Here is a 17,434-nt window from a genome sequence, read left to right as displayed (position 1 = left end):
TCAAGCTGTCTTTCCGTCACCTGAACGGCCCACCAGGACCTAGAGTGTGCGCGTGACCGAGCACAACCACGAACTCATCGCAGGCCGGTACCAACTGGTCGAACTCATCGGCCAGGGCGGCATGGGCCGGGTGTGGCGTGGCCTCGACCAGCAGCTCTTCGGACGCGAGGTCGCCGTCAAGGAGATCCTCTTCCCGCCCGGCATGAGCGACGACGACCGTGCGGCGCTGCTCCGCCGGTTCACCGGCGAGGCCCGCGCGGCGGTCACTCTCAGCCACCCGGGCGTCATCACCGTCCATGACGTCGTGGAGCACCGGGGCGCCCCGGTCATCGTCATGGAGCTGGTGCGGGGCAGGTCGCTGGCCGCCGCGATCCGCAGCGAGGGCCGGCTGCCCGTACGGCGGGTGGCCGAGATCGGCGCGGCCGTCCTGGACGCGCTGGCCGAGGCGCACACGGCCCGGATCGTGCACCGCGACATCAAGCCGGACAACGTGCTGCTGGCCAAGGACCGTGTCGTCCTCACCGACTTCGGCATCGCCCACCTCGCCGACGCCACGACCAAGCTGAGCCACAGCGGAATGGTCATCGGCACGCCGCAGTACATGCCCCCGGAGCAGCTGGACGGCAAGCGCCCGACCGCGGCCAACGACCTGTGGGCGCTCGGCGCCACCCTGTACCACGCCGTCGAGGGGCACCCGCCGTTCGAGGCGGAAGGCCTCCACGCCCTCGCGGTGGCCGTGTTCACGCGTCCGCACCGGCCGGCCGTCCACGCCGGCCCGCTGGCCCCCGTACTGGACGCCCTCCTCACCAAGGACCCGGCCGAGCGGGTGGGCGCCGCGGAGGCGGCCGAGATGCTGGGGGCCGTACTGGCGGGCGCCGCGCCGGGCACGGACGTGTCGCTCGGAGACGGCCCGGCCGGGGCGCCGGAGCAGGACGGCGGGCGCGGTCCGGTGTCCGATCCGCGGTCGGCACCGGCACCGGACGCGGTGGCGGGGCGTTCCCCCGCAGAGGAGCAGGCGTCCGCACCGACGATGCCGAAGCGGCTGCCCTCGTCGACGCCGTCCGTGCCGACCCCCACGGTCGCCGACTCCGCCGGGTCCGCCGCCGGACCGGCGCCCCGGCCCGCCCCGGAGCGGCCGAAGGCTCCGCCGGTCCCCGTGCCGACGGACGGGCCGTCGCTGACCGTCGGCACGACGGCACGGCCGGAGGACGGGGTCCGGGCGGCCGCGGGACGGCGGAGCCTCACCCGGCGGGCCACGGTCCTGGGCACGTCCCTCGCCGTGCTCGCGGCGGGCTCCCTCCTGACCTGGTCCCTCACCCGTGACGACGACACACCGGGCGGCGGGACGGGCGGCAGCGGTCCGGCCGCCTCCTCCGTCACGGTGCGGATCGGCGTGGACGCGCCGCTCAGCGGCGGGCTCGCGGCGATGGGCGCCGGGGTCAGGAACTCCGCCGAACTGGCGGTCAGGACGGCCAACGAGAACGGCCACGTCCCCGGTGTGACCTTCGAGATCACCGCCGTCGACGACGCGGCCGACCCCGCCAAGGGCGCGGCCAACGCCGCCCGGCTGGTCGACGACGACCAGTTGGTCGGGGTCGTCGGGCCGGTCAACTCGGGGGTCGCGGCCACCCTGGTGCCGGCCCTGTCGCGCGCGGGCGTCGTCAACGTGTCGCCGGCCAACACCAACCCGGCCCTCACCCTGGGCACCGGCTGGGCCTCGGGCAACCGCGCCCGTCCGTACCCCACGTACTTCCGCACGATCGGGACGGACGTCGACCAGGGGCCGTTCGCCGCCCGTCACCTGCACGGCACCGGGAAGACCAAGGTGTACGTGGTCGACGACGCGAGCGCCCACGGGACCACGCTCACCTCCGGCTTCACGGCGGAGTGGCGGAAGCTCGGCGGGACGGTCGTCGGCACCGAGCAGGTGGATCCGGCGGAGCGCGACTTCGCGGGACTCGCCCTCAGAGTGCGGTCGTCGGGGGCCGAAGCCGTGTACTTCGGCGGGTTCTACGACGCCGCGGCGCCCCTGTCCCGGCAGCTCCGGCAGGCCGGGGTGACGGCGCCCCTGATGGGCGGGGACGGCATCTTCGACCAGCAGTACCTCACGGACAACCCGCAGGCCGACGGTGACCTCGCGACCCAGATCGGCACCCCCGCCACGGAGTCGGCGGCCGGACGCGACTACCTCGACCGCTACCGGAGGGCGGGCTACTCCCAGCCGCCCGGCTGGTACGGCCCCTACGCCTACGACGCGACCTGGGCCGTCATCGAGGCGGTGAAGGCCGTCGCCGCGAACGGCGCGGGAAAGCTCGCCGCCGACACCAGGAAGGAGCTGCCACGGGCCGTCGGCCGCCTCTCCTTCAGCGGGGTCACCGGCCCCGTGGCCTTCGACGGGTCCGGCGACGCCGTCAACCGGCCGCTGACCGTGTACCGGGCGGACGGCGGCAGCTGGAAGGCCGTGACGACCGGCCCCGCCGCCTCCTGAGGAAGCCCCCGGAGTACGGCGACGGGGCCGGCACGACGACGGGGCGAGAACGACGAAGGGCCCGGACCGCGCCGTGCGCTCCGGGCCCTGCCCTCTGCGATGCCACCCCGTGGAGGCGGCGCAGTCGGCCCGCGCCGACGCCGCCGGCCCGTGCCGGAGCAATCAGCCGGGGCCGACGCCGTCAGCTCGCGGCGGTGTCGCCGGACGTCTGCTCGGCCTCCTCGGCGGCGCGCGCCTTCTCCCGCATCTTGCGCACCAGCTCCGCCTTCTGGTCGGCGGCGACCCGGCGGTCGAGGTTGCGGTGCGGACCGTTGTTCTGCCGCTCGGAGCGGGACAGCTTCTTGCGCTGGCCGCCGCCTTGGCCCACGGGGTTGTTGATGTTCTTGCTGTCGGTCACGGGGTCTCCCGTTGGTGAGGTCAGGTGGTCTGCGGATGCGCCGGTGGAGGGACGGACCGCGGCGTCGGAGGACGTGAGGAGGGACCCGTCACGTTCTCGCCCGTGTATCGCCGTCCGGAAACCCCTGGCCATGACGTTACCCGGTCCCACCGGCGCCGCCGCAATCGCGCCCTCGGCCGCCCCAGCGCGCTCTCGCCCCCTGTCTTCCCGCTCCCGCGCAGGTGCTCGCCTGACGCACGGACCCGCGTGCGGCGGGCGGCCGCGGGGGTGCGTGGCGGCCGCCGGTCGAGTCCCGTCCGTAACCCTGGAGTAGAGGTCGACGGTCTGTGGTCCGTGTGTCGACCTGACCTTCACGGCGCGGCTGCCCGGGCCGCCTCCGTCCACGGGCCGCCGCGTGCCGCGTCAGGAACGGGACCAGGGGCGGCGGCGGGTGGAGTGGTGGGAGCCGCCGGCTCCGACGCCCGAGAGGTGCAGGGCCAGTGCGATGAGACCGAGGAGCATCACGTTGGCCGAGGTGAAGACGTCGTTGGTGCCGATGTCCGCGGCGTTGATCAGGAACGAGACGAAGAACAGGACGGCGGCTGCTATGCCGAGCATGGCGGGGCTCCTTTCGAGAGGTGTCGTCCGTATGCCCCCGCGCCTCCGCGGCACACCGGGGTGAACGGCGCGGCCGCCGGGCGCCGTTCGCCCGGCGGCCGGGGGCCGCGATGGGCGCCTTGACCGACCGCCCGCCCCGAGGGTCCGGCCACTCCGGGAGCGGGCGGGTCCGGGGTCCGGCACTCCGAAACCCGATCACTCCGGGACCCGATCACTCCGGGACCCGGCCGCTCCGGGACCCGGCCGCTCCCGAACCCGGCCGCTCCGGGACCCGGCCGCTCCCGAACCCGGCCGCTCCGAGACCCGGCCGCTCCGGGATCCGGTGGCGTCGGCGACGGGTCTCGGGTGCCGACCGCGGTGTCTCAGGGACGGGTGCCCCTGGGCAGGAGGACCAGGCCGGTCGGCGTGTTCAGGCCGGTGGCCGGGAGGGTCGTCTGCCCGCCGCCCGTCTCCCGGACCCGGACCACCCGGTTGTTGAAGCCGTCCGCGACGTACAGGCCGCCGCAGCCGTCCAGCGCGAGGCCCAGGGGGTCGCTGAGTCCGTCGACGGCGACGGTGGTCTGACCGCCGCCCGCCGCGATCCTCACCACCCGGTTGTTCCCGCTGTCCGACACGTACAGGTCCCCGGCGGCGCCGAGCGCCAGGCCGGTCGGCTGGGAGAGGCCGACCGTGGGCACCGTCGACTGTCCGCTGCCGTCGGCGGCCACCCTCACGACCCGGTCGTTGACGAAGTCGGAGACGTACAGGTTCCCGGCGGCGTCCAGCGCGAGACCCCAGGGGTGCAGCAGCCCGTCGGTCGGTACGGTCGTCTGGACGCCGCCCGCCGACACCTTCACGACCCGGTCGTTGAAGCTGTCGGCGACGTAGAGGGTTCCGGCCGGGTCGAGGGCGAGCCCCAGCGGGCGCGACAGGCCGTCGGTGGGAACGGTGGACTGGGCGCCGTCGGCCGCCCTCACCACGACGCGGTTGTTCCCGGTGTCCGCCACGTAGAGGCGGCCCGCCGCGTCCGCGGCCATGCCCGTCGGCCGGACGAGACCGTCGAAGGGGACGGTCGCCTGCCCGCCGCCGCTCGTGGGCAGGGAGACGACCCTGTTGTCGCCGTAGTCGGACACGTACAGGGGCCCGTGCGCCGAGGGCCGGACGTCGTCCGGCGGGGTCGCGACCGCCGGGGTCGGGGAAAGCGCGCACAGCGCGACGAGACCGACCGCGGCGGCGAGTCGGCGGACCCACCGGTGTCTCGTACGACCCTGCGGGGGCGCGGCCGCCACCGTTGCGGACCGGGCCGGGGTACCTGGCATGACTCTCCCTCGGGTGCGAGCGGCCGGCCCAGCGCCGAACCTCCCCCGACCCTAGGAAGGGGCCCCCACCCGTCCGGGAAACACGCCGCCCACCGGCCCGCGGGCCACTCCAACGCCCCGGGAACCCGCCGTCGTCGACGACCGGGACCCGTACGCCACGGTGTCAGAGCATGCGGCGAAGCAGGCCGTCCCGGTCGAGGAGCTGGTGCTTGAGGACGAGTCCGACGTGGACGGCGATCGCGGTGAGCAGGAGCACCTGTGCGGTGACGTGCACCCACAGCAGGTCGTCGTCGTCCGAGGCGAGCAGGACCAGGCCGGTGACGGGGACGACGAAGGTGAGCGCGTAGAGCAGTACTTCCGTGGAGTGGGCAAGCCGGCGCTCGGTCCTCGTGAGAGTGGGGGCCCAGGGCGGCAGACCGGTGTGGCGGCGCCACAGCAGTCGCGCCACCCCCAGGAGGATGACGGCGGCGCCCAGCAGGACGTGGGTCGTCAGCAGGGCGTCGTCGCCGAAGGCCTCGTACCCTCCGCCACGGCCCCGCCCCCGGCCGGACTCGCCCCCGCGGCCCCGACCGCGCCCGCGCCCGGACTCCGAGGCGTCCAGGGCCCAGCCCACGACGAACTGTGCGCCGAGCGCGGCGGCGGCGGCCCAGTGGAGGGCCTTCGTGAGGGGCCGATAGCCGGCGTTCCTGTCCATGCCCCCATCACAGCCCACCGCGCCCCCGCCGCACCGCTGCCACGCGCCACTCCCCGGGCGTCCCTCCCCCAGCCCTGCGACCCCGTCGCGCCTGGTTGATCCTTTCGCGGCGGGGTAGCCAAGCCCCATGGCTCTCGACAACACCTCCACCACCACCGTGCCCGGATACGTCCAGCCCGAGATCGACGTCCGGGCGCTCTCCGCCGTTCTGGACGGCGAGTACGCCGGGATCCGCGGCCTCGTACGGACCAACCTGTCCCGTTACGCCTCCGTCCTCGAAGACGCCGAGGAACTCGGCATCGACGCGTTCCGCGAACGGGTGCGGGAGGTCGTGGTCGAGATGGCCGCGACGGGGCAGACCGGCATGGGGTTCCCGGCCGCCTACGGCGGTGGCGGCGACGTCGGCGCCTCGATCGCCGCGTTCGAGACGCTGGCCTTCGGCGATCTCTCGGTCCTGGTGAAGGTCGGCGTGCAGTTCGGCCTGTTCGGCGGCGCGATCCTGCACCTCGGCACCGAGCGCCACCACGACGCCTATCTGCCCCGGCTGATCACGGGCGAACTGATGGGCTCCTTCGCGATGACGGAGACGGGGCACGGCTCCAACGTCCAGGCCCTCGGCACGGTCGCCCGGTACGACGCCGAGCGCCGGGAGTTCGTCATCACCACGCCCGGCGACGAGGCGCGCAAGGACTACATCGGCAACGCGGCCCGGCACGCCGAGCTGGCGGTCGTCTTCGCGCAGCTGGAGGTGGCCGGGGAGTCCCACGGCGTGCACGCCTTCGTCGTGCCCGTCCGGGTCGGCGGCGAGCCCGCGCCGGGCGTCCGCATCGAGGACGACGGCCGCAAGATGGGGCTCAACGGTGTGGACAACGGCCGGATCCGGTTCGACGACGTGCGGGTGCCGCGCGAGGCGCTCCTCAACCGGTTCGCCGACGTCAGCCCGGAGGGCGTCTACGAGAGCTCGATCGACAACCCCCACCGGCGCTTCTTCACGATGCTCGGCACGCTGGTGCAGGGCCGGGTCAGCGTCGGCGGCGCCGGCATCGGCGTCTCCAAGGTCGCCCTGGCGGTCGCCACCAAGTACGCCGTGCGGCGGCGGCAGTTCTCCGCGGCCGCGGACGCCGAGGAGCAGGTGCTGCTCGACTACGGCCTGCACCAGCGCCGCCTGCTGCCGCTGATCGCCCGGACGTACGCGCTGCACTTCGCCCAGGACGTGGTCCGCTCACAGCTGCACGACGTCTTCTCCGGCGTCACGGACGACCCCGAGGAGCGGCGCCGGCTCGAATCCCGCGCGGCCGGGCTGAAGGCGCTCGCGACCTGGCACGCCACCGGGGTCGTCCAGGAGTGCCGCGAGGCCTGCGGCGGCGCCGGATACCTGGCGGTCAACCGGTTCGCCGCGCTCAAGGCCGACAGCGACGTCTTCACCACCTTCGAGGGCGACAACCACGTCCTCCTGCAGCTCGTCGCCAAGGGGCTGCTCACCGATCAGGCGAGCGCGTTCGAGGACCTCGACCAGGCGGGCATGGTCCGCTTCGTCACCGGCCTCGCCGTCGAGACCCTCCTGGAGCGGGCCTCCGTCCACAAGCTGCTCGAACGCGTACGCGACCTGCTGCCCGGCGACGACGCGTGGGACCGGGAGGCCGGTCTGCTCGACTCCGACTACCAGCTCGCCATGGTCCGCTTCCGGGAGGAGCACATGCTGGCCGGCCTGGCCCGCCGGATCAAGAGCGGGACCGACCAGAAGCGCGACCCGGGCACGGTCTTCTCCCAGGTGCAGGACCACGTCGTCGCGCTCGCCCGCGCCCACGTGGAGCGGCTGGTGACGGAGGCGTTCGTCGAGAAGGTGCGCGCGATGCCCGAGGGCGGCGAGAAGGCCGCGCTGGCCCTGCTGTGCGACCTGTTCGCCCTGTCGACGATCGAGGCGGACCGGGCCTGGTTCATGGAGCACGGCCGGCTGACCGTGCAGCGCTCGAAGGCGATCAGCCGCGAGGTGAACGACCTGTGCCGCAAGGTCCGGCCGCTCGCGGTCGACCTGGTCGACGCCTGGGGCATCCCGCCCGAGATGCTGCGCGCCCCGGACCTCGTGGGCTGACGGGGCGGGCCGGGCGGTGCCGCTCCCGCGGTGCCGCCGTCCGGTTCACCCGCCGCCGAGGACGCGGACGGCCTCCACGATCAGGTTCCAGAAGCCTTCCGCGTCGACCTCCATGCCCACCTCGACGTCGGCGGGGGCTCCGGTCACCCCGTGCAGGTCCACCACCGTCGCACCACGGGTGTGGGTGCCGGTCAGCTCCACCGTGACCGCGGCGCGTACGAGGCTCACCAGCGACGGGTCGATCAGGTGGGCGACGGTGAGCGGATCGTGCAGCGGGGGCGCGTCGAATCCGTAGACCTCGCGGTAGGTGGAGACGAAGTAGGTGAGCAGGTCGACGCAGAGCCCGCTGAGCGGGGTGCCGAGCGCGGCGATCCGGTCGACGACCTCGGGGGTGGCCCGCACCTGGTGGGTGGCGTTGAGACCGAACATCGTCACCGGCACCCCGCTGCGGAGGACGATGTCCGCGGCCTCGGGGTCGCACAGGATGTTGAACTCGGCGGCGGGCGTGGTGTTGCCGCGGTCCGTCGAGCCGCCCATCAGCACGATCCGGTCGATCCGGGACGCGAGCTCGGGGTGGGCGAGGAGGAGCACGGCGATGTTGGTGAGCGGGCCGGTCGGCACGAGCGTCACCGGGACCGGATGCGCGAGCAGCGTGTCCCGGACGAGGGCGAGCGCGCCCCGCGGGTCCTCCGGTACCTCCGGCTCGCCCGTTCCGAAGCCGGGACCGTCCAGGCCGGAGTCTCCGTGGATGTTCCCCGCGGTCCGGGGCGGCCCGTGGAGCGGTCGGGCCCGGCCCGCGGCGATCGGCACGCCGCGGATCCCGGCCACCGAGCACACCCGGCGGGCGTTGAGCGTGGTCTTCTCCACGGTCTGGTTGCCCGCGACGGTTGTGATGGCGAGCAGCTCGACGGCGGGGTGCGCGGCCGCCAGGAGAATGGTGAAGGCGTCGTCGTGACCGGGATCGCAGTCGAGGATCACGGGGATGGGCATGGTGTCACCGTCCCATACGGGGGCAGTCGCGCGAAGGGGGCGCGGCCGACGCGAAGGAGCGCCTCCGGACGGCGGCCGCGCGGGCGGCGGCCGGGAGCGGGGCTCCGGCGCGGTGCCGGGCTCCGCGCGTACGACGGCCCGGCGTCGCCCCGGATCCTGGCACGCCGTCCTTGAGTACCGTACGAAGACGTCGTTCTGTACCGCGAGAACCACCGGAAGGGGATGCGTGATGGCCGGTCTGAGGCTGGGCCCGCTCCTGCGGCACGTGGACTGGGAGTCGGGCACGAGCGCGACCGTGTGGGTCGAGACCGACCGGGCCTGCACGGCGGAGGTCCGGTGCCCGGGCGGCGCCGGCGGCTCGGCCGCCACGTTCCGCGTCAACGGCCACCACTACGCGCTGGTCGTGGTCACCGGGCTCGCCCCGGGGTCCGCGACGACCTACGAGGTGCTGCTCGACGGCGAGCGGGTCTGGCCCCTCGCGGACTCGGTCCAGCCGCCCAGCACCATCCACACTCCGGCGGTTCCCGCGACGGGCGCGGTGGTGGCCTTCGGCTCGTGCCGGTGGGCGGCGCCCGCCGAGGGCCATGAGGATCCGGTGGGCCCCGACGTCCTCGACACCCTCTCCGCCCGGCTCGCCGCCGACCCGGAGTCCGGACGTCCCGACGTGCTCGTCCTCCTCGGGGACCAGGTGTACGCGGACGAGACGTCCGCCGAGACCCGCGCCTGGATCGCCCGGCACCGGGCGAGCGCCGGAACGGGCGCCTCGGCCCCGCCGGACCAGGTCGCCGACTACGAGGAGTACACCCGGCTGTACGACGAGTCCTGGGGCGACCCCGAACTGCGCTGGCTGCTGTCGACCGTGCCCAGCTGCATGGTCTTCGACGATCACGACGTCATCGACGACTGGAACACGAGCGCCGCCTGGGTCGCCGAGATGCGGGAGACACCCTGGTGGCACGAGCGGATCACCGGCGGCCTGATGTCGTACTGGGTCTACCAGCACCTCGGGAACCTCTCCCCCGCCGAGCTGGCCGAGGACGAGCTGTACGCGGCGGTGCTGGCGGCCGACGACGGAACGGCCGTTCTGCGCGCCTTCGCGGAACGGGCCGACGCCGACCCGGCCGCGGTGCGCTGGAGCTACCGCAGGGACTTCGGCCGGACCAGGCTGCTGATGGTCGACACCCGGGCCGCTCGGGTCCTGGAGGAGCAGCACCGGGCGATGCTGGACGCGGAGGAGGCGGCCTGGCTGCGGGAGCAGGCCTTCGACGACCTGGACGGTGTCGACCACCTCCTGGTGGGGACCTCGCTGCCGTGGCTCCTGCCGCCGATGGTGCACTTCGCGGAGGGCTGGCACGCGGCGCTCTGCCGGGGTGAGCGCGGACCGCGCTGGGCACGCTTCGGCGAGTGGCTGCGCCGGCGGGCGGACCTGGAGCACTGGGCGGCGTTCACCGCGTCGTTCGCGAGGCTGACGGACACGCTCGCCGAGGTGGGGAGGGCGGAGGCGGCCCCGGCGACGGTGAGCGTGCTCTCGGGGGACGTGCACCACGCGTACGTGGCGGAGCCCGTCTGGACCTCCGGTCCCCCGGTGCGCTCCCGTGTCTACCAGTTCACGTGCTCGCCGCTGCACAACTCGGTGCCCGCGCCCATGAGGGTCGCGTTCCGGTTCGGCTGGAGCGGGTTCGCCAGGCAGATCGGCCACCTCCTCGCCCGTCACGGGCGCGTCGCGAGGCCGACGATCCGGTGGGAGCGCGACGGCGGGCCGTGGTTCGGCAACCAGTTGATGACGCTGACCCTGCGCGGCCGTACCGCGCGGCTGCGGTTGGAGCAGGCGTCGGCGGGCGCGAAGCGCGGGCGGCGCGGTACCGACCGGGCGGGAGCGCGGCTCACGGGGGTACTCGACCGGCCGCTGACCGAGGGAAGTTGACCGTCCCCGAGCCGTGGGCGAGGGCGGCCCGGCCCTCCCGGGGCGAGCCGGGCCGCGAGCCGTGGACGATCTGCGACCGAGATGTGGAGAAGTTCGGGACACGGCGTGAGTCTTCCGTCGGCGAATTCACCGTCACCACTGTTCCACAAACGGTTGAAACCACTTGCGACTCATTAGTAACCAGCCCCTGAACAGCACAAATGCCTTTCGCCGGGCTCCCTTCCCGGGAATCCGCGGAATTCCGAGGGCCGGGGTATGGTCGGCCCCGTTCACCCGTACGCGTATTCGTCGAACGTCGTGAGCGAAGGAAATCGGGGCACATGCAGACCCCGAGGGCGAAGACCGACCACAGACGTTCGAGGCGAGGCAGACCGATGGAAGTTCCGACCACCCCGTCGGCCGGCGGGTACGGCTCCGATGCCGCTGCCGGCGGCCAGGACGGAGGATGGTTCGGACGGGGCCCGTCGGGGGCGCAGGGAACCCGGAGCCCCGGGAACCCGGAGACCGACCGGACCGCGGGGACGCCCGGGCACCCGGCCGAACGCCCGACGGCCCCGGCGCCGCCGCGTACCGCCGCCCCCGCCCCGGCCCCTGCGGCGACCCCCGCGTCGACACCGGCATCCGCATCGGCATCGGCTCCGTCCGCGACGGACCTGCTGCGCCGCACGATGGCGGAGATCGAGCCGATCGCCGACAAGGTGACCTCGTACTTCTACGCCCTCCTCTTCCTGCGCCACCCCGGCCTGCGGGACCTCTTCCCCGCCGCGATGGACGCCCAGCGCGACCGGCTGTTCAAGGCCCTGCTCACCGCCGCGACCCACGCCGACGACCCCGTCACCCTCACCACGTACCTGACCCACCTCGGCCGCGGGCACCGGAAGTACGGCACCCTCCCCGAGCACTATCCGGCCGTCGGCGAGGCCCTGATCGGCGCCCTCTCCCGGCACGCCCCGGAGACATGGGGACCGAGAACCGAGGCCGCGTGGGTCGGCGCCTACACCACGATCTCCCAGATCATGATCGACGCGGCGACCGAGGACGAGCTCCGCGCCCCCGCCTGGTGGCAGGCGGAGGTGGTCGCCCACGTCATGCGGACGAAGGACATCGCGATCGTCACGGTCCGCCCCGACGGGCCGTACCCCTTCCTCGCCGGGCAGTACACGGCCCTGGAGACCCCCTGGTGGCCGCGGGTCTGGCGGCACTACTCCTTCGCCTCCGCGCCCCGCTCCGACGGACTGCTGTCCTTCCACGTGAAGGCCGTGCCGGCGGGCTGGGTCTCCAACGCCCTCGTCCACCGGGCGCGCCCCGGCGACGTCGTCCGACTCGGTCCTCCCGCCGGTTCCATGACCGTGGACCACACGAGCGACAGCGGCCTGCTGTGCCTCGGCGGCGGCACCGGGATAGCGCCCATCAAGGCGCTGGTGGAGGACGTCGCGCAGCACGGGCGGCGCCGTTCCGTCGACGTGTTCTACGGCGCCCGCAGGAACCAGGGCCTCTACGACATCGACACGATGCTCCGGCTGCAGCAGTCGCACCCCTGGCTGTCGGTGCGCCCCGTCGTCGACGACGGGCCCGTCGGCCTCCTGTCGGGCGGCATCCCCGAGGCCGTGCGCGAGTTCGGCCCGTGGCACACCTACGACGCGTACCTCTCCGGCCCGCCCGGAATGATCCGCCGCAGCGTCGACACCCTCGTGGGCATCGGGGTGCCCACCCACCGCATACGGCACGACTCCATCGAAGAACTGGTCGGGGCAACGACGTGACACCCTCCGAACACGCCGCTCAGCAGGAACTGACGACCCTGCGGACCACCCGCCCGGGCAGTGACGGCGAACATCTCGTCCAGCAGCGCATGGGCACCACGGACCGCGCGGACCGCTTCTACGCCGACCAGGTCCTCGACCGGCTGAACCCGCGGATGCGCGAGTTCGTGAACCGGCAGGAGATGTTCTTCCTGGCCACCGCCGACCGGCACGGCGCCTGCGACAACACCTTCCGCGCGGGGCCCCCCGGCTTCCTCCACGTCCTGGACGAGGCGACGCTCGCCTACCCCGAGTACCGGGGCAACGGCGTCCACGCGAGCCTGGGCAACATCGAGGAGAACCCGCAGGTCGGGATCCTCATGGTCGACTTCCTCCGGGACCGCATCGGGCTCCACGTCAACGGCACCGCGCGAGGTCTGACGGACGACGAGATCCGCCGCGAACACCCCTGGCTGCCGGTCGAGGAGGTACCGGGCCGGCGGGCGCTGGTGTGGGTGGTCATCACCGTCGAGGAGGCGTACATCCACTGCGCGAAGCACATCCCCCACCTCCAGAAGGCCCCCGCACGCGGCCAGGGCCGCTCGTGGGGCACGGACGACGTCAAGCGCAAGGGCGGCGACTTCTTCGGCGCGGCCCTCGAAGCACCGGAACGCGGCCCGTACCTGCCCCCGCCCCGCCCGGACGCGGACGCGGCGACCTGGCGCGCGGAGGCGGAACGGGTCCTGGCCAGGGCGGAACGGTACGGCCACGGCTCACCGGCACGCGTCACCGCCGGGACGGAGTCGCCGACGGGGGCGACGCCGTTCAGGGGCTGGTTCAGCAGGAGCGGTTCGGTCTGAGCCCCGACCGGGGCGTGCGCCGGCGGGAGTGAGTCGCTTCGCGGAGCACAGCGGCTGAGGCATGTCGCCGAAGGTCCGGCTTCGGCGACGCCCGTCAGCCGGAGGCCGATTCCGCGTGGCGGGTCTGCATCGCCGCGATCACCCGCTCTCGGGCCAGCTGCCGGGCCTGCTTGAGTTTCCAGTCCGCCAGGAACAACGGCGCGAACCAGATCCATCCCCACACGCTGAAGGAGACCGTCCCGGTCATCACGAGTGTCTTGTTGGTGGCGAAGACCAGCACGAACGCGATGACGTACGCGGCCACCCGGTGCCGGATCAGGAGCCGCAGCGGCGCCTGCCACGGGCCGGCCAGCAGTTCCAGCGCGGCGGCGACCTCCGCGGCCTTCAGGTCCTCGGGGTGAGCGGGCTCCTGGCCGCCCCGCTGCAGGGCCTCGGCGACGCCGACGCTCTGGGACGTCTGCGCCGCCCGCTCGGCACGCACGACATCCGCTCGCTCCCGAACGTCGTCCCAGTACCCCCGCCCCGCCCAGTCGAGCGCGGCCTCCACCTGGGCCGCTTCGGGCGAACCCTCGGGGGCCAGGCTCGCGATCCGCTCCTTGAGGCCACTCACCCGCGCGACCCGGCCGGGATACGTCCATCCGTCGGCCCGCAGACACAGTTCCAGGTAGGAGACGAGCAGCCCGAGGTCGTCCGGCCAGCGCGCGAGCCCGCTCCGGTAGGCCCTCTCCGCCTCGGTGTCGTGGTCGTCCTCGTCCTCCGCGGCGTGGGCGAGGCCGAGCCACCGGTAGAGCACCGGATCCGGCCCGAGTTCCTCGAGACCCGCCTCGGCCGTCTTCCGGGCCTCCGCGAACCCTCCCACCGCGAACAGTTCTCGGCAGCGGTCGGCGTACTCGTCGTGCGTCATGTTTCCCCACCCCAGTCGATCAGGAGGTCTACTTTCAGCCACACGAACCCCCTGGTCAAGGGACTGTCGCGGGAGCGCGGTGCGCGCACCTCACACCCCTTCGGCCGGCACCCGCCAACGTCCCGTTCGCGCGGTGCGTCCCCTTGCGCCGTCCCACAACCTTGTTGACGGACGCGGCACACGTGTCACATCGTCTGCCCATGGGATCCGAGAAACCCGAAGGCGTGATGCGCGGTCACACGGAAGCCTGGGCGGAGCTGCTGGAGGCACATCGCCCTCACTCGGCCGAGGGACAGGGGGCCGCTCCCTCCCTCGGGTCGTTGCTCCGGGCAGCCAGGTGCGAACCGTTCCTCGGCGCGATGCATCCGTGGATCTCGATGCGGCAGCTGAGTCTGTCGGCGTCGGACAGCTGGGAGGACTGGGGACACGAGCCGCTGCCTGCGCTGTTCGCCCGGCCGGACACCTACGCGGTCGTGAGCCGCTCGGATCGTGGCGGCCCTGTCACCTTCGAGACGGCCGATCCCGCCGAGGCGGTCGCGTACGCGGCTGGACTGATCCGTGAGCGGGCGGGGTCGCCGCGCGAGCGGCCGTACGTCCGGACGACAGAGGTGGACGATGTGCTGCGTCGTGCCGGCTGGCATCCGGGACGCAGCATCGACACGACGGTGTGGCGGGAACAGCTGGAAGCGGACGGCTTTCGTCTGCACACTGCCGCCGAGGGATTCCTGCGCGAGTTCGGTGGACTGACGGTCGGCAGTCACGGATCCGGGATCACCAGGGCACGCGAGGCGTTCGATCTCGACCCGCTGCTCGCGCTGGGCGAGAGCGAGAGATTCGCCGAGTACGGCGAGGAGACGCGCCGCTGCCTCTGTCCCGTGGGGGAACTCGGGCACGGTCATGCGTTCCTGGGGCTGGACGAGCGGGGTGAACTCTACGCGCTGACGGGTCGACCGGCCCGGTTCGGCCGGATGCCCGAGGCTCTGGAGAACCTCGTCCTCGGGGTGATGCCGGTCCGCAGGCTTGACGTCGATCCTCGCGGCGGCAGGAGCCCGGGGTCGTACGGCCAGGGGTGAGGAGCGGCGTGGCGTGCCGCGCGTCGGTGTCCGAGGTGGCACGCCACAAGGAAGGACGGCCCCCGAGGGGTCGTCTGGTGACGAGACGCGAGCGTGTCCCCGCCGCCGCGAGCTCCGCACGCTCGCGTCGTGTCCCTCTCCCTCACAGACTCACGACGAACGGCCGGACGACCAACCGGCACAGGACGTACGGCGGGACCGCCGCCCGGCCCAGGACGAACGGCCCGCACCACCACCCGGTGCGGGCCGTTCCACCATCCAAGGGTCCGTCGGAAGGGGTGTCCGACCGACCCTGCCTATCCTGAGCGGTCCCACGCGCTCACTCCCCACCTGCCCTCGATGCCACCGTCCACACCCCCCGATCTCGCATCGCACGCACCCCCGCACCGCGGGGAACGGTCGCGTCGTTTAGCTGCCAGCTTCCTGCGCGCGACGCCTGTTGGATCGATTCCGTACGGCACACCCTCACCCCAGGACGGAATCCATGACCTCGACGCGCCTCGCCACCGCACCCGACACCGGCGGAAGCGGACCGCCCGGTCGCGCCCCGGCCGGCGGGTGGCCGGCCGTCGTCGCGGTCATGCTCGGGATCTTCCTGATCGTCACCACGGAGATCCTGCCGATCGGTCTGCTGACCCGGATCGGTGCCGGATTCGCCGTGTCCGACGGAACGGCGGGGCTCATGATGGCCATGCCCGGTCTCCTCGCGGCCCTCTCCGCACCCGTGGTCACGACGGCGTTCGCGGGCGTCGACCGCCGTCTGATGCTGTGCGTGTTCCTGCTGTTGCTGGCGCTGGCGAACGTCATGGCCGCCGTGGCGCCGGGGTACTGGCTCGTGCTGGTCTCCCGGATCGTCGTCGGCGTGGTCATCGGCGGCTTCTGGTCCATCAGCGCCGGCCTGGCCGAGCGTCTCGTACCCGCCGGGTCCGTCGGCCGGGCGACGGCGGTGATCTTCTCGGCCGTTCCGCTCGGCTCCGTCCTCGGAGTCCCGGCAGGAACCCTCGTCGGTGATCTCGTCGGCTGGCGGACGGCCTTCGCCCTGACGGGTGTTCTCAGTTTCGCCGTCCTCGTGCTGCTCGCCCTGGTGATGCCGCCGCTGCCGCCCCTCAAGGCGACCCGCCCGGACGTGCTCCGCGCCCTGCTGAAGGGCGTCCACACCCGGTTCGCCCTGCTCGTGACGTTCCTGATCGTCCTGGCGCACTTCGGGACGTACACCTACGTCACGCCGTTCCTGGAACGGACCACCGGCGTCGGGGCCGGGACGGTCACCCTCTTCCTGCTGGTCTACGGGGCGGCCGGAGTCGTCGGCAACTTCCTGGGCGGTGCGTACGTCGTCCGCCGTCCCCGGCTCGTACTCGCCCTGGCCGGTGTGCTCATCGCGGCCGGCACCCTGCTGCTTCCCGTCCTGGGGAACCGGCCCGCCGGCGCCCTGGTCCTGCTCGTCGTGTGGGGCGTCGGCTACGGGGCCGTGCCCGTCTGCTCCCAGACGTGGTTCGCGAAGGCGGCACCGCAGGCTCCCGAGGCGGCGTCCGTGCTCTTCACCGCTTCCTTCCAGGCGACCATCGCGCTGGGCGCGTGGCTCGCGGGCGGCGTCGTCGACCGCACCTCGCCCGCCGCGGTCATGACGCTCGGGGGTGTCGTCGCCGCGGTCACGGTCCTGGTGGTCCGGCTCCACTTCGTACGCCGGGACACCTGGCCGGAGCCCGTCGGCCAGGACGGCGACGCGCCGGTACGCGTACGGGAGGCGCCCGGAGGATGACGGTCCTCCCTCCCCCGGGCGACACGTCGGCGCGGGCGGGCCCCTCCGGCGGCCCCAAGGCGGCGGGATCGGCGCCCTGTTGGCCGGATGCCTGTGGGAGGTGGCCGGGGTCCGTCTGCGCTTGTCACTCGAAAGGGGGAAGCGCGGGGCGAGCTGTAGACCGCTGGCACATGCCTCCGTAGCGTCCCTGCTCTGTCAGCGCCGCCCACCGAAGAGGCGGTGCGGGGTCGGGGCGGGGGAACATGGACGAGCGCTGGATGGTGTCGGCGTTGTGCCGGACGGTGGACGCGGACGAACTGTTCGTCGAGGGAGCGGCGCAGAACCGGGCGAAGGCGCTGTGCACCGGCTGCCCGGTGAAGGCCGAGTGTCTGGCGCACGCGCTGGACCGCCGGATCGAGCACGGTGTCTGGGGCGGGATGACGGAACGGGAGCGTCGGGCGCTGCTGAAGCGCCGGCCCACGGTGGAGTCCTGGGCGCGGCTCCTGGACGCGGCCAGGCGGCAGCGCGGCGCGGGGGCGGCTGCGGCGTCGAGTCGCGCCTCCGCGTGACCGGAAGGAGCCCGGCCGCGGGACCACCGGTGGGAAACCGGGTCCGCCCGGCCTGAGGGGCACGGCCC

General features: G+C 73.4%; 14 protein-coding genes. 8 read left to right on the top strand and 6 right to left on the bottom strand.

From position 1 onward, the window contains the following. Window positions 1-52 precede the first annotated feature (52 nt). Window positions 53-2,488, top strand: a complete 2,436-nt coding sequence (locus ACY0MR_RS34505) for a bifunctional serine/threonine-protein kinase/ABC transporter substrate-binding protein (RefSeq protein WP_473557479.1) — start codon at window positions 53-55, stop codon at window positions 2,486-2,488. Window positions 2,489-2,669: 181 nt separating this feature from the next. Here the strand turns inward: ACY0MR_RS34505 and ACY0MR_RS34500 are convergent, their stop codons facing one another. The 4 genes from ACY0MR_RS34500 to ACY0MR_RS34485 all read right to left on the bottom strand — a co-directional run bounded on the left by ACY0MR_RS34500 (window position 2,670) and on the right by ACY0MR_RS34485 (window position 5,474). Continuing rightward, complete coding sequence (locus ACY0MR_RS34500) at window positions 2,670-2,885, bottom strand: DUF6243 family protein (protein ID WP_361848221.1); 216 nt, start codon at window positions 2,883-2,885, stop codon at window positions 2,670-2,672. Window positions 2,886-3,287: 402 nt separating this feature from the next. Continuing rightward, window positions 3,288-3,482 carry a hypothetical protein gene (locus tag ACY0MR_RS34495; protein ID WP_388797813.1) on the bottom strand — a complete coding sequence of 65 codons (195 nt, stop codon included), beginning with the start codon at window positions 3,480-3,482 and terminating at the stop codon, window positions 3,288-3,290. Window positions 3,483-3,844: 362 nt separating this feature from the next. Beyond that, window positions 3,845-4,780: a virginiamycin B lyase family protein gene (locus ACY0MR_RS34490; RefSeq protein WP_451059644.1), complete on the bottom strand. Its 936-nt coding sequence runs from the start codon at window positions 4,778-4,780 to the stop codon at window positions 3,845-3,847. A gap of 163 nt (window positions 4,781-4,943) precedes the next feature. Next, the gene (locus tag ACY0MR_RS34485) at window positions 4,944-5,474 is read right to left on the bottom strand and encodes a cytochrome b (RefSeq protein ID WP_473557476.1); all 531 of its coding nucleotides are present in this window, start codon (window positions 5,472-5,474) and stop codon (window positions 4,944-4,946) included. A 127-nt stretch (window positions 5,475-5,601) separates the two neighbouring features. Between ACY0MR_RS34485 and ACY0MR_RS34480 the strand changes: the two genes are divergently transcribed. After that, window positions 5,602-7,566 carry an acyl-CoA dehydrogenase family protein gene (locus ACY0MR_RS34480; RefSeq protein WP_403311180.1) on the top strand — a complete coding sequence of 655 codons (1,965 nt, stop codon included), beginning with the start codon at window positions 5,602-5,604 and terminating at the stop codon, window positions 7,564-7,566. Window positions 7,567-7,611: 45 nt separating this feature from the next. Here ACY0MR_RS34480 and ACY0MR_RS34475 read toward each other — a convergent pair whose 3' ends face one another. Beyond that, window positions 7,612-8,556: a nucleoside hydrolase gene (locus ACY0MR_RS34475; protein ID WP_473557473.1), complete on the bottom strand. Its 945-nt coding sequence runs from the start codon at window positions 8,554-8,556 to the stop codon at window positions 7,612-7,614. Window positions 8,557-8,785: 229 nt separating this feature from the next. Between ACY0MR_RS34475 and ACY0MR_RS34470 the strand changes: the two genes are divergently transcribed. The 3 genes from ACY0MR_RS34470 (at window position 8,786) to ACY0MR_RS34460 (ending at window position 13,082) form a co-directional block, all read left to right on the top strand. Then, the gene (locus ACY0MR_RS34470) at window positions 8,786-10,480 is read left to right on the top strand and encodes an alkaline phosphatase D family protein (protein ID WP_404084753.1); all 1,695 of its coding nucleotides are present in this window, start codon (window positions 8,786-8,788) and stop codon (window positions 10,478-10,480) included. 374 nt (window positions 10,481-10,854) lie between these two features. Beyond that, the gene (locus tag ACY0MR_RS34465) at window positions 10,855-12,243 is read left to right on the top strand and encodes a globin domain-containing protein (RefSeq protein ID WP_473557471.1); all 1,389 of its coding nucleotides are present in this window, start codon (window positions 10,855-10,857) and stop codon (window positions 12,241-12,243) included. A gap of 89 nt (window positions 12,244-12,332) precedes the next feature. After that, window positions 12,333-13,082, top strand: a complete 750-nt coding sequence (locus tag ACY0MR_RS34460) for a pyridoxamine 5'-phosphate oxidase family protein (protein ID WP_392866024.1) — start codon at window positions 12,333-12,335, stop codon at window positions 13,080-13,082. Window positions 13,083-13,176: 94 nt separating this feature from the next. On the opposite strand, the gene ACY0MR_RS34455 is transcribed toward ACY0MR_RS34460, so the two are convergent. Then, complete coding sequence (locus ACY0MR_RS34455) at window positions 13,177-13,986, bottom strand: hypothetical protein (RefSeq protein ID WP_473557468.1); 810 nt, start codon at window positions 13,984-13,986, stop codon at window positions 13,177-13,179. 200 nt (window positions 13,987-14,186) lie between these two features. Here ACY0MR_RS34455 and ACY0MR_RS34450 point away from each other — a divergent pair, with 200 nt between their 5' ends. The 3 genes from ACY0MR_RS34450 (at window position 14,187) to ACY0MR_RS34440 (ending at window position 17,366) form a co-directional block, all read left to right on the top strand. After that, entirely contained in the window at window positions 14,187-15,059 is an 873-nt protein-coding gene (locus tag ACY0MR_RS34450) for an SUKH-3 domain-containing protein (protein ID WP_473557466.1), read from the top strand. A gap of 484 nt (window positions 15,060-15,543) precedes the next feature. Beyond that, window positions 15,544-16,818, top strand: coding sequence for an MFS transporter (locus tag ACY0MR_RS34445; protein ID WP_473557464.1), 1,275 nt, complete (start codon window positions 15,544-15,546; stop codon window positions 16,816-16,818). 242 nt (window positions 16,819-17,060) lie between these two features. Continuing rightward, on the top strand, window positions 17,061-17,366 hold the full coding sequence (locus ACY0MR_RS34440; protein WP_361848186.1) for a WhiB family transcriptional regulator: 306 nt from the start codon (window positions 17,061-17,063) through the stop codon (window positions 17,364-17,366). Window positions 17,367-17,434 lie beyond the last annotated feature (68 nt).

Source organism: Streptomyces sp. JN8 (assembly GCF_055808075.1).
The sequence above is the reverse complement of the archived record's forward strand: the minus strand, read 5'-3'. Positions and strand labels throughout refer to the sequence as shown.